The sequence below is a fragment of the Protofrankia sp. CiP1_Cm_nod1 genome (genome assembly GCF_920888515.1).
GTDB lineage: Bacteria > Actinomycetota > Actinomycetes > Frankiales > Frankiaceae > Protofrankia.
Genome location: NZ_CAKKTM010000250.1, coordinates 1 through 12,221 on the forward strand (window position 1 = coordinate 1; position 12,221 = coordinate 12,221).

General features: G+C 72.6%; 9 protein-coding genes. 4 read left to right on the top strand and 5 right to left on the bottom strand.

Translation table 11 applies throughout. The features are described from left to right. Positions 1 to 52: 52 nt before the first annotated feature. The 4 genes from NBX02_RS11320 (at position 53) to NBX02_RS11335 (ending at position 7,378) form a co-directional block, all read left to right on the top strand. Positions 53 to 1,714, top strand: coding sequence for a cobyric acid synthase (locus NBX02_RS11320; protein WP_250291289.1), 1,662 nt, complete (start codon positions 53 to 55; stop codon positions 1,712 to 1,714). A 393-nt stretch (positions 1,715 to 2,107) separates the two neighbouring features. After that, positions 2,108 to 2,776: a hypothetical protein gene (locus NBX02_RS11325; protein ID WP_250280644.1), complete on the top strand. Its 669-nt coding sequence runs from the start codon at positions 2,108 to 2,110 to the stop codon at positions 2,774 to 2,776. Between the two features lie 273 nt (positions 2,777 to 3,049). Continuing rightward, the gene (locus NBX02_RS11330; RefSeq protein WP_250280646.1) at positions 3,050 to 3,244 is read left to right on the top strand and encodes a hypothetical protein; all 195 of its coding nucleotides are present in this window, start codon (positions 3,050 to 3,052) and stop codon (positions 3,242 to 3,244) included. Between the two features lie 180 nt (positions 3,245 to 3,424). Further along, the gene (locus NBX02_RS11335; RefSeq protein ID WP_445548377.1) at positions 3,425 to 7,378 is read left to right on the top strand and encodes a cobaltochelatase subunit CobN; all 3,954 of its coding nucleotides are present in this window, start codon (positions 3,425 to 3,427) and stop codon (positions 7,376 to 7,378) included. 418 nt (positions 7,379 to 7,796) lie between these two features. Here NBX02_RS11335 and NBX02_RS11340 read toward each other — a convergent pair whose 3' ends face one another. The 5 genes from NBX02_RS11340 to NBX02_RS11360 all read right to left on the bottom strand — a co-directional run bounded on the left by NBX02_RS11340 (position 7,797) and on the right by NBX02_RS11360 (position 11,760). Then, positions 7,797 to 8,099: a hypothetical protein gene (locus tag NBX02_RS11340; RefSeq protein WP_250280651.1), complete on the bottom strand. Its 303-nt coding sequence runs from the start codon at positions 8,097 to 8,099 to the stop codon at positions 7,797 to 7,799. A 517-nt stretch (positions 8,100 to 8,616) separates the two neighbouring features. Continuing rightward, positions 8,617 to 8,880 (bottom strand): hypothetical protein, encoded by a 264-nt coding sequence (locus NBX02_RS11345; protein ID WP_250280653.1) that lies wholly within the window; start codon positions 8,878 to 8,880, stop codon positions 8,617 to 8,619. Positions 8,881 to 9,083: 203 nt separating this feature from the next. After that, a complete protein-coding gene (locus tag NBX02_RS11350) occupies positions 9,084 to 9,830 on the bottom strand; it encodes a response regulator transcription factor (RefSeq protein ID WP_250280655.1) in 747 nt (248 codons plus the stop codon). Between the two features lie 188 nt (positions 9,831 to 10,018). Continuing rightward, positions 10,019 to 10,657, bottom strand: a complete 639-nt coding sequence (locus NBX02_RS11355; RefSeq protein ID WP_445548375.1) for a response regulator — start codon at positions 10,655 to 10,657, stop codon at positions 10,019 to 10,021. A 533-nt stretch (positions 10,658 to 11,190) separates the two neighbouring features. Next, the gene (locus NBX02_RS11360; protein WP_250280658.1) at positions 11,191 to 11,760 is read right to left on the bottom strand and encodes a tetratricopeptide repeat protein; all 570 of its coding nucleotides are present in this window, start codon (positions 11,758 to 11,760) and stop codon (positions 11,191 to 11,193) included. Positions 11,761 to 12,221: the final 461 nt, after the last annotated feature.

The following is a 12,221-nucleotide window of genomic DNA, read 5'->3' on the forward strand; positions in this document are numbered from 1 at the left end:
CTTCCCCGGCTCGCGCGCGGGCCGCTGCCCGGCCGGGCCGGCGGGGCCGGCGGTGAGCGGGGGAGCGCTGCTGGTCGCCGGGACGGCGTCGGACGCGGGCAAGAGCGTCGTCACCGCCGGGCTGTGCCGCTGGCTCGCCCGCGAAGGCGTGCGGGTCGCGCCGTTCAAGGCGCAGAACATGGCGCTGAACTCGGTGGTGACCGCGGACGGCGCGGAGATCGGCCGGGCCCAGGCGATGCAGGCCGCCGCCGCCGGGGTCGAGCCGGAGGCGGCGATGAACCCGGTGCTGCTCAAACCCGGCAGCGACCGGCACAGCCAGCTCGTCGTGCTGGGCCGCCCGGTCGCCGAGGTCGACGCGCTGGGCTACCGCCCGTACAAGGCGCGGCTGGCCGGCATCGTCGCGGACTGCCTGGCCGACCTGCGCGGCCGGTTCGACGCGGTGATCTGCGAGGGCGCCGGCTCCCCCGCGGAGATCAACCTGCGGGACACCGACATCGCGAACATGGGCCTGGCCCGGGCCGCGAACCTGCCGGTGCTCGTCGTCGGCGACATCGACCGCGGCGGGGTGTTCGCCGCCCTGTTCGGCACCCTCGCGCTGCTCGACGCCGGCGACCAGGCGCTGGTCGCCGGCTGGATCGTCAACAAGTTCCGCGGCGACCCCCGGCTGCTCGAGCCCGGGCTGCGCCAGCTCGAACGGCTCACCGGCCGTCCGGTACACGGGGTGCTGCCGTGGCGCTCCGGGCTGTGGCTGGACGTCGAGGACTCCCTGGACCTCGCCTCCTATCCGGCCTCCTACCCGGCCCACCCGGACGCCGGCAGCGCCGGCACACCCAACGCTGCCGACACCCACAGTGACGAAACTGCCGCCGACGGTACCGGTAGTACCGGCGGCAGCAGCACCAACAGCTACCCGGGGGACGTCCTGCGGGTGGCGGTGATCCGGCTGCCGCGGCTGTCCAACATCACCGACATCGACGCGCTGCGGGCCGAGCCCGGGGTGCTGGTGGGCTTCGCGACCCGCCCCGACGACCTCACCGACGCCGATCTGGTGGTCGTCCCCGGAACCCGGGCGACCGTCGACGACCTCGGCTGGCTGCGCCGGCGCGGCCTGGACGCCGCCCTGCGCGCCCGGGCCGCGCGGGGCCGGCCGGTGTTGGGGATCTGCGGCGGCTACCAGATGCTCGGCCGGCGCATCGACGACCCGGTCGAATCCGGCGCCGGGACGGTCGACGGCCTCGGCCTGCTGCCGGTGACCACCGCCTTCGCCCCCGACAAGCTGCTCGGCCGCCGTATCGGGACGACCCCCGACGGCCTGACCGTGACCGGCTACGAGATCCGCCATGGCCGGCTCACCGTCCACGACACCGGGCCGGTCGCGGCGTCGGCGGGTGGGTCGGCGAGAGGGGCGGTCGGGGGATCGGCCGCCGAGCCGTTCGCCGCGGACGGGGTGCGGGCCGGCGCGGTCGCCGGCACGAGCTGGCACGGGCTGCTGGAGAACGACGAGTTCCGCCGGGTGTTCCTCATCGACGTGGCGGCCCGCGCCGGGCGCTCGTTCACCCCGGCCCGCACCTGTTTCGCCGACGTCCGCCGCCGCCGCCTGGACGCCCTCGGCGACCTGGTCGCGGACCATCTCGACACCGCGGCCGTCCGCCGGCTGCTCGAGGGCGGCCCGCCGGCCGGCCTGCCCTTCGTCCCGCCGGGAGCACCGAGGTGACAGCGGCCCCACGGCCGGCCGCCGGGCGCCGCGCGGACGGCCGCCCACCGGCCGTCCGGAGAAATGACCGTTATGGCCGGCTCGACGTGATCCGGAACGGCTGTCGTTCGTCCCGGCCGGCGCGCCGGCCGATGATCGGCTCGTCCTGGCCTGTCGGTAATCCGTCGGCGGGGATCCGCTCATCTGTTTCCCGTCACAGCGTCAGGCGCTGTATACCGGTCTGGCCGGGACGAGCAGGATCCGCGGGAGTGGTCAGGCCTGCCCGGGTAATGACCATCCGGGCGGGCGGAAGGCCCGGAAGAGGCGCCGAAGTCGGAACAGGCTCTCAAGGGGGTACCGAGCTTGTCGAACGACCCGTGGTGGCGAAATCCCAATATCGTCATTCCCTCCCTCGTGGCTGTGCTGACGGCGGTGCTGGGGCCGCTGGTGGCCCTGGCCCTCACCGGCAGCGGGACGGTGCAGCCCCCGCCGCCGCCCCCGCCCTCGACCTCGCCGTCCACCAGGACACCCGCACCCACGCCCACGCCGACCAGGAGCCACACGCCGAGCCCGGTCCGTACGACGCCGACGTCCCGGCCGCCGTGCACGCCGGGGACGGCCTCGCCGGCCCTTGACACCGATCAGGCGGCCGTCTGCGCGCTGCTGAGCAGCAGCAAGATCGATCGTCGCTCCTGCTACAGCCGTCCCGACCTGGAGTCGGTGGCCCCCTGGAACGCCCTGACCGCGATCACGTGCGAGACCGCCACGGACTCCACCAAGATCCAGTTCCTGCGCTACCGGACCGTCGCGGACCTGAACGCGTACCTGGACCGCGCCGCGGGCTCCGTCAACGGCCTGGGCAACTGCAAGGAGGGCCAGGAGGCGAACACCACCTGGTACCACTCGTCGGGCTCCGTCAAGGAGACGCTGGGCCGCAAGGTGTGCATCTTCCTGAAGGACGGCAAGTTCCAGATCAACTGGGCGTTCGACTCCGAGCGCGTCGTGGCGGTCCGGGAGGACCAGTCGGCCGTCTCCGTGGCCTCCTGGTGGGACAAGAACGCCTGCCTGCTCACATCCTGCTGACCGCGGGAAACACCGGTCGCGTGACGCGCGGCCCGGCCTGGGCCGACCATCCGCGTCCCGCTTCTGCCGGCTTATTGCCCGGCTCATTGCCCGGCTGGCCGTTCCCGTTGTTCCCGTTGTTCCCGTGTCCGCGGACGCCGGCCGGCAGAGGTGGGCGAGGGTGGGCGAGGGTGGCCGAAGAGCCCGGATCCGGCGGAACAGCCCCTGGCCCGTCCCGTCCGGCTACAGTGTGCCGTTGGTATGCCGTTGGTCGACCGGACTGTGAGGGTCAGCATGCGGTGGCAGGTCCGCAACGCCGGGCAGCGGCACGGCGGTGAGGTACCGGGTGCCGCGGAGGTACCGGGTGCCGCGCATGACAACGGCCCACGGGCCGCCACCCGGCCCGGCATGGACGACATCGGAGCCGGACGCGCCACCGGCCTCCCCCGGGAGATCGTTCTCTCCGACGGCTGCCTGGCCATCTCCTGAAACACCGACGTCCCACCCGGGACCAGGACGTCGACCACCTGGGTTCGCGTGCCGCACCCGTCCGCCGGCTGATCCTTTCTTCTCATCGGGAGTATCGACGTGACACCTCCTGGCAGCGAGCCGGTGATCGTTCTGCTGTCCACCGCCGACACCGAGCTGTTGGCGGCCCGGGCCAGCGGGATGCCGTGGCGGGTGGCGAACCCGGCCCGGCTCGCCGCCGACGGCGTCCCCGGCCTGCTGCGGGGCGCGGACGCGGTGGTCGTCCGGCTGCTCGGGGGGCAGCGGGCGTGGCCCGACGGGCTGGCGGCGGCGCTCGCCGCCGGGCTGCCCACGGTCGTCCTCGGCGGGGAGGCGGTGCCCGACGCCGACCTGATGCGCCGTTCCACCGTGCCGGCCGGCGTCGCCACCGAGGCGCTCGCCTACCTGGTGGAGGGCGGCGCGGCGAACCTCGCCGAGCTGTACCGCTTCCTCGCCGACACGCTGCTGCTGACCGGGTTCGGGTTCGCCCCGCCCACGCCGATGCCCGCCGCCGGGGTGCACGGCATGCGCGCGGCGAAGACGGACCGTCCCACCGTCGGTGTCGTGTTCTACCGGGCGCACGCGACGTCCGGGAACACCGCCTTCGTGGACGTGCTGTGCGACGCGCTGGAGGCGCGCGGGGCCAATGCCCGGCCGGTGTTCGCCGCCTCCCTGCGCGGGCTGGGCTCGGCGTCCGACGACGTCCTCCCGCTGCTGGCCGGGGTGGACGTGCTGATCGTGACGATGCTCGCGGCCGGCGGCACCCGCCCGGCGGACGCGTCCGCCGGCGGGGACGAGGAGGCCTGGGACATCGGCGCGCTCGCCGCGCTCGACATCCCCGTGCTCCAGGGCCTGTGCCTGACGTCGTCGCGGGCGCAGTGGGCGGGCAGCGACGCGGGGCTGTCGCCGATGGACGCGGCCATGCAGGTCGCGATCCCCGAGTTCGACGGCCGGATCATCACCGTGCCGTTCTCGTTCAAGGAATCCGGGCCGGACGGGGTGCCCGTCTACCTGGCCGACCCCGAGCGCGCCGCCCGGCTGGCCGGGACCGCCGCCCGGCTCGCCCGGCTGCGCCACGTCCCGAACGTCGAGAAGAAGATCGCGCTGGTGCTGTCGTCGTACCCGACCAAGCACGCCCGGGTCGGCAACGCCGTGGGCCTGGACACCCCGGCGTCCGCCATCCGGCTGCTGGCCGCGCTGCGGGCCGCCGGCTACGACCTGGGCGAGAACGGGCCGGGCGGACGGGGTGTCCCCACCGACGGGGACACGCTCATCCACACGCTCATCGCCGCCGGCGGGCACGACGTCGAGTGGCTGACCGAACAGCAGCTCGCGGCCGCCCCGGCACGGGTGCCGGCGGGCGTGTACCGGCGCTGGTTCGACGCGCTGCCGGCGTCCCTGCGCGAAGGGATGCTCCGGCACTGGGGCGATCCGCCCGGCAGCCTCTACGTCGACCCGCCCGTACTCACTCCCGGTGACGTTCCCGGCGGCTCCGGCGGCGGGAACGACCGGGGCGGCGCAGGCGGCGGGGGTGGCGGCCGGCCGCGGCCCGCGGACGGGCCGGAGCCCGCGATCGTGCTGGCCGCGCTGCGGTTCGGCAACGTCCTGCTCATGATCCAGCCGCCGCGCGGGTTCGGAGAGAACCCGGTGGCGATCTACCACGATCCGGACCTGCCGCCGTCCCACCACTACCTGGCCGCCTACCGCTGGCTGGACGAGGAGTTCGGCGCGGACGCGGTCGTGCACCTGGGCAAGCACGGCACGCTGGAGTGGCTGCCCGGCAAGGGCCTCGGCCTGTCGGCCGGGTGCGCGCCGGACGCGGTCCTCGGCGACCTGCCGCTGGTCTACCCGTTCCTGGTCAACGACCCCGGGGAGGGCACACAGGCCAAGCGCCGGGCGCACGCGGTCATCGTCGACCATCTGGTGCCGCCGATGGCCCGCGCCGACACCTACGGTGACATGGCCCGGCTGGAACAGCTCCTGGACGAGCACGCCACCCTGGCCGCGCTCGACCCGGCCAAGCTGCCGGCGGTCCGCGCCCAGATCTGGACGCTGATCCAGGCCGCCCAGCTCCACCACGATCTCGGGCTGGACGAGCGTCCCGGCGACGACGACTTCGACGACTTCCTGCTGCACGTCGACGGCTACCTCTGCGAGGTGAAGGACACCCAGATCCGCGACGGCCTGCACATCCTCGGCGACGTCCCGGCCGGGGACGCGCGGGTGAACCTGGTGCTGGCGATCCTGCGGGCGTCGCAGGTGTGGGGCGGCACGGCGGGGGCGCTGCCGGGCCTGCGGGCCGCGCTCGGCCTGGTCGAGGGCGGCGGTGCCGCGCGGGTGAAGGTCGACGGTTTCGAGGCGGCCGCCCGCGCGCTCGTCGCCGGCATGGAAGCCACCGGCTGGGACCCGGCCGCGGCGGCCAGGGTGTGCGCGGACGTCCTCACGGACAGTGTTCTTCCCACTGACGCTCTCCCATCCGGCGCCGCCCAGCCCGCCGCCGAGGAGAACGCGGGGAGCATGACCACGGGCAGCGGCAGCGCGGGGAGCAGCGGCAACACCGCCGCAGGCGCCGCCGGCAACGCCCTCGCCGAAGCTCCCGGCACCGTCGAGGGCATCGGAGCCACCGGAGCCACCGGGGACGCCGAAGCGGCCGAAGACACCGGGACAACCGGCGGCGGCGAGGCTGGCGGCGGCGAGGCTGGCGGCGGCGAGGCTGGCGGCGGCGCCTGCGGCCCCGGGTACGCCGAGGTCGAACGGGTGCTCGCGTTCGCCGCCGCCGAGGTGGTGCCGCGCCTGGACCGGACCTCCGACGAGATCACCAACGTGCTGCGGGCGCTGGGCGGCGGGTTCGTGCCCCCCGGGCCGTCCGGCTCGCCCACCCGGGGGCTGGTGGGCGTGCTGCCGACCGGGCGGAACTTCTGCTCGGTCGACCCGAAGGCGATCCCGTCCCGGCTGGCCTGGGAGACCGGCCGGGCGCTCGCCGACTCGCTGCTGGCCCGCCACCTCGCCGACACCGGCTCCTACCCGGCCTCGGTGGGCCTGACCGTCTGGGGCACCTCCGCCATGCGCACGCAGGGTGACGACATCGCGGAGGTGCTGGCGCTGCTCGGCTGCCGTCCGACCTGGGACGACGCCTCCCGACGGGTGACCGGTTTCGAGGTGGTGGCGCTGGCTGAGCTCGGCCGGCCCCGGGTGGACGTGGTGGTGCGGATCTCCGGTTTCTTCCGGGACGCCTTCCCGCACGTGATCGCCCTGCTCGACGACGCGATCACCACCGTCGCCGGGCTCGACGACGAGGCCGACGCCGACAACCTGCTCGCCGCGCACGTCCGCGCCGACCTCGCCCGCGACGGCGCCGCCCACGGCGACCGGCGGCGGGCGACCAGCCGGATCTTCGGCTCGAAGCCAGGGGCGTACGGCGCCGGCCTGCTGCCCCTGATCGACTCACGGGAGTGGCGTTCGGACGCCGACCTCGCCGAGGTGTACGCGGTCTGGGGCGGCTACGCCTACGGCCGCGGCCTCGACGGGCGTCAGGCCCGCGCCGACATGGAGCAGGCGTTCCGCCGCATCCAGGTGGCGGTGAAGAACGCCGACACCCGCGAGCATGACCTGGTCGACTCCGACGACTACTTCCAGTACCACGGCGGGATGGTGGCGGCGGTGCGGGCGCTCACCGGCGCGTCCCCGGCCGCCTACATCGGCGACAGCGCCGTACCGGACGCGGTGCGCACCCGCACCCTGCGGGAGGAGACCCACCGGGTCTTCCGCGCCCGGGTGGTCAACCCGCGGTGGATCGCGGCGATGCGCCGCCACGGCTACAAGGGCGCGTTCGAGCTGGCCGCGACCGTGGACTACCTGTTCGGCTACGACGCCACCGCCGGTGTCGTCCAGGACTGGATGTACGAGTCGCTGGCCGCCTCCTACGTCTTCGACCCGGAAACCCGCGACTTCATGCGGGCGTCCAACCCGTGGGCGCTGCGCGGCATCGCCGAACGCCTGCTGGAGGCCGCCGACCGCGGCCTGTGGGAGAAGCCGGACCCCGCCACCCTCGACGGCCTCCGCCAGACCTACCTCGACCTCGAAGGCGACCTCGAAGGCCCCGGCGAGAACACCTGACCGGATACCGCCGGCGGGAACACCCGGCACCGGCCCGGCTCCCGCCCCGGGCTGGTCGCCGGCCATGCACCGGCGGCCGTTGCCACGCGGGAGAATGGTGGCCACAGATGGGCCCGCGGGCCGCCCGGTGTCGTGGGCGGCCCGCGGATTTCTCTCCCCGTCGTCCGGCGGAAAGGTGCCGGTGCGCGCCGGCGGTCTCAGGCACGATGTCCCGGCCGTGGGATTCCTGCGGGCGCCGTCATGGCCGGCATGAGCCAGCCGGCGGCTGACTGTCCCACCGGCTTTCCCGGCGGACGAACGGGGTCGTTCACCCGGCTCCCGTCACCATGGGGCCGGTGACTCCCACCTACTTGCAGGACTTGCCCTGCACCTACTTGCAGGACTTGCCCTGCACCTACTTGCAGGATTTGTCCTGTGCCTACTTGTAGGACTCGTCCTGGTGGAACTTGCCGTGCCCGTCGTACCAGCCATGGCCGTCGTACCATTTGCCGTGGTCGTACCAGCCATAACCGTACCAGTCGTGGTCGAATTTCTTGTGGTCGAAGTCCTTGAAACCATATGACTTGAAGTCGTACTTACCGTAGTCGTACCCGCTCCCGTACGACTTGTCGAAATGGCCCGTTGACGGAGCCGCCTGCGCGGCCGCCGGGGCGACCAGGACCGCAGAGAGGGCCACGCCCACCGCGGGCAGCAGGTACAGGGGCTTTTTCACGAGCTTCATGTCGTTTCCCTTCATGGTCGGCCGGTAAGCCGCTGGCTTCAGGAACCGGCGCCTTGCTCCAGGATGCCCGGCCGCCGTGTGATGGTAAACATTGCCATCTTCACCCGTTTTTCTGACGGGGCGTGACAGTGGCGGATGCGGTTCCGCCGGCCGGCCGTTAACATTTCCGCCCCATCCGTCCCGGCGCACGGTCCCGGAAGCGGCCGGAGAACCACCGGCACCGGTGCCCCGCGAAAGCATCGGCTAATACGATGGCGGCCCGCCGCCCACCGGGCGGGAACTGTCCGGATTCTCCGCCCGGTTCACACCACCACACATCCCCCCGGCCCCGGCGGTGGCGGTGGCGGTGGCGTCGCACGCCCACCGCGCCCGGAGCTCACCCGACGGGGTCCGGCGACGGGAGCAGACCATGGTCACAGGTGCGGGGACGGGTGAGGACGGCGCCCGGTTCCAGCTCGTCCTCCCCGCAGCCGGATGGAGTAGGTGGCACCGCGTGGCTGGACCGCGTGACCGGTTCCTACCCGGTGGACGGCTGGGAGGGGCGGGCCGGCCGGCGGCCGCGGCGGCGTGGACGCGGGGTGACGCCCGGCTCGCGGGTGCCGCGGTGGTCGAGCATGAGGGCGAACGGGCGGCCGGGCGCCTGCCCGGCCATCGCGCGCTCCACACGGGCGAGAAGATCGTCGAAACGCGACGCGCGCAGGACCTCGGCGGAGGGCAACACCGCCCACCATCTGTCACCATCGGCGCTCTGGCCGAATATGACCACCGGCGGCTCTGTCATGACGACAACATTGCCGGTCGTCCGCGGACGACCGGCGGCAACAGAGTGAACATACGGTTACGTACAGCCAGGCGACTGGATGACGGCGCCCGGCGTCCAGGCTCGCCGTCACGCCCGTCCGCCGCATTGCCGCGTAAACCCGACAACGGCAGGGTCCTGCCGTCGAACGCGCCGCCCTCGTCGCGGGCGCCCGTCTGCGTCCGTCAGCGTCGGCTGAGCCCTGCCGGCGGCCAGGGCCCGGCCGCGCCGTCGAAGGCCACCACGAAATCCGCCGCCTCGTCCGGTGCTCCGTCGAGAGCGATACCGGCGCGGGCGGCCAACGCGACCGCCGCCAGCCCGGAATGGACCTCAAGCTTGCCGAGCAGGTTCTGGACGTGGGTGCGCACGGTGTTCGAGGACAGGAACAGCTGGGCGGCGATGGCGCCGCGGTCGAGCCCGTTCACCATGCACTGCAGGATCTGCCGTTCGCGGCGGGTGAGGGTGGCGAGCTTCCGCTGCGCGGGGGACGGCTGCGCCGACCGTGCCAGCTCGGTGAGAACAGCCCCCAGCAGGGACGGCGGAAACCAGCTCTCACCGTCACGAATACCTCGTACCACGGATATCAGGTGGCGCAGGCCCAGCCGTTTCGGCACCCACGAACGTACTCCGGCGCGTACCGCGGCGGCGGCCAGACGTGGGTCGTCCAGATCGGTCACAACGATCGTCGGCAGCCGTTCGCACAGCCGTCGCAGTCGCCTGGCGAGTTCGGCCGCGTCTTCACCGAGCAGTTCCACGTCAAGTAGAAGAATGTCCACCTGACGCATGTCCAGAATCCTGTTCGCCGTCTCCAGGCTGGGCACCGCGTCCAGCACCGTGAAATCGTTCTCGATACGTATGGCGGCGGCGATGACACTGCTGAAGGCACGCTGGGAATCGACGATCAGTAGCCGGCTCGGTTGCATGCTGGACATGTACCGTCCGGGTGCTTCCAGCACACCTCCGACGCACCTGCGATCAGCCCGGGAATCGCTCGCGGAAGGGCCGGCCGAAGGCGCGTCAATTGTGGAAGAAGCCCTGTCGTGGCAGGGGCCCCGGCAGGGCAGGAACCTCAGGATCCCTGTCGTGGGAGGGCCGGCCGGGGCCGCGAGGGAAAGCGGGGTCAGCCGGCGCGGTCCAGCAGGCCGGACCTGGCCGCCAGCGCGGCGGCTTCCAGCCGGCTGTGTACGCCGAGTTTGGTCAGCACGTTCTGGATGTGCGAGCGTGCCGTGTTCACCGTGATACCGAGATCCGCCGCGAGAACGGCGGTGCTCTGCCCCCGCCCGAGCCGGACGAGCACGTCCCGCTCCCGGCTGGTCAGCAGGGTGTCAACGGTGGCCGGCGCGCCGGAGCGGCGGGGGGTGCGCGCACCTCGCACGACGGCGCACACGTTGGTCATCGTCTTTCCACGGCCGACGCGTTCCGCGATCGCGATGACCCGTTCGATGTCCTGCGTCTTGGACGCCATCCCGCCGGCACCGGCCCGGATGGCGGCACTGATCGCCGCGACGTCGGTGGAGCCGGTGAGCAGCAGCAGATTCGTCACCGGTGCCAGGCCGGCGAGGGAACGAATCAGATCCAGGCCGTCGCCGTCCGGGAAACCGAGGTCGATCATCCCCAGGTCGGGCCGGTGACATCGGATCGCGTTCTCGGCGTCGGCGGCGGTGAACGCCACCGCGCACACCGTCCAGCCGCGCGCGGTCAGCATCGTCGCCATACCTTCGACGAACATGCGATGGCCGTCGCAGAGAACCACCCTCACGACACGCCCCGACGGATACCGCGGGCCGTGTCGGTCGGCGCCATCATAAACTTCCCCCAATACTCGCGAAATCTCTTCGCCCGACAACCGTGTCCTCGCTCGACAACGAGGACCACTGACTCGTACCCGGCCACCGCGGCGGTATGCCGTATGCGCTCCGCGACACAGCGCGCGGCCCGGCCGGGACCGCCTTCAGTAGCGCAGAATCAGCCGGTTGTCGGGCTTGAGAATTATCTTTCCTCTTGTGGTGTCCGGTATGGGCACCCCGGTGGGGAACACGAGCAGTTCGGGATCGGCGGTACGGGCCCCGGTCCCAGACGTCGATCTGGCCGATGACGCGGGCGGCGAGCTGGCGGCCGTCGGGGCCGTGGCCGATGGCGCCGAGCTGCCAGCGTCCCGGCGTGGCTGTCCGGCGGATGGTGAGGTAAGCCAGTGAGCCGCCCTCGACCAGAGCGGGGCTGCGGGACGCGACCGCCGGTGTGCACAGCCCGGACGCGGCCGCCCGCTGGTCGGCCTCGATGCGGACCGTGCCGTCATCGGCAGCCAGGAGGTTGCTGCCGGCCCCGATGACCCTTGGCGCACTCCCCGCGCGACCGGCGGCGGCGACGAGTTCGGGAAAGTCGCCAGGGTCGTCGAGGACGGCCACTTCCTGGGCGGGGCCACCGAGGGCGCAGCGTGGTCAGCGAGGCGAGTGGGACGTTCGTGGCCAGCCACATGAACGGGGTCTCCTCGTGCCCTCTGTGCGTGCCCTCCAGCGCCACCAGGCTACGCGTGGATGCGGCCGCGACCCTGTCGGCGGCCTCGATGGCCTGGCTCGCCGTCGACGCGGCGAGTGCGGTGCGCAGCTCGGCGAGGCGGGTGCGGACGCGGCCGGAGTCTTGTCCGGCGGTCAAAGCGAGTGCCTGATCGGTGGCCTGGACCGCGCCATCTGGCTGGCGGGTGAGCAGCATGGCCTGGGCGAGGGATACCCCGTGCAGCAGGCGGTTGCGCGGCTGGCTGTGCCCGAACAGGCGCAGTCCATCGTCCAACAGCGGGATGGCCTGCTCCGGCCGTCCCGCCTCCAGCCAGGAGCGGCCAGCGTCGGCGACCCCGGGGTACACCACCCCTGGATCGGTCGGCGCCGGACTACTGGTCGAACTTGCCGTCGCGGATCGGCATACGGGCGGAATCATCGGCGACTGCCACTGGCGGTGGCCGCGCTGGCGCGGCGCGGCATGTATCCGTCGGGTACGGCAGGGGAATCATCCGGGATTTGGTGGGCATCACCATCGGTACCGGGATTCCATGCGCATCCGGACATATCCCGACGAACGGTGAGCGACATGATTCCCGCGGTCGCGGCACGGATGGTCCGCGCTGACTCCATGTGTTTCGCCGGACTGTCGGCGTGATGATACCGATGTGTGCGTCCATACGTCGTTGTTCGGATTTGGGTGTACCGGGAGGAAGCTGTTAGGGTGCCTCCGCCCGGGGGGGTTCGTTCCCGTGAGGAAGTAGTGTGCCCAGAAATCACCTGCCCGCGCCGTTGTCCGGTCCGTTCGAAATATCCGGATCGTCCACTCCG

Bases quoted from the DNA above. Each gene is read 5' to 3' on its own strand.
- NBX02_RS11340 (WP_250280651.1), bottom strand. From the start codon at position 8,099: ATGAAGCTCGTGAAAAAGCCCCTGTACCTGCTGCCCGCGGTGGGCGTG.
- NBX02_RS11345 (WP_250280653.1), bottom strand. From the start codon at position 8,880: ATGACAGAGCCGCCGGTGGTCATATTCGGCCAGAGCGCCGATGGTGAC.
- NBX02_RS11330 (WP_250280646.1), top strand. From the start codon at position 3,050: ATGCGGTGGCAGGTCCGCAACGCCGGGCAGCGGCACGGCGGTGAGGTA.
- NBX02_RS11350 (WP_250280655.1), bottom strand. From the start codon at position 9,830: ATGTCCAGCATGCAACCGAGCCGGCTACTGATCGTCGATTCCCAGCGT.
- NBX02_RS11335 (WP_445548377.1), top strand. From the start codon at position 3,425: ATGCCGTGGCGGGTGGCGAACCCGGCCCGGCTCGCCGCCGACGGCGTC.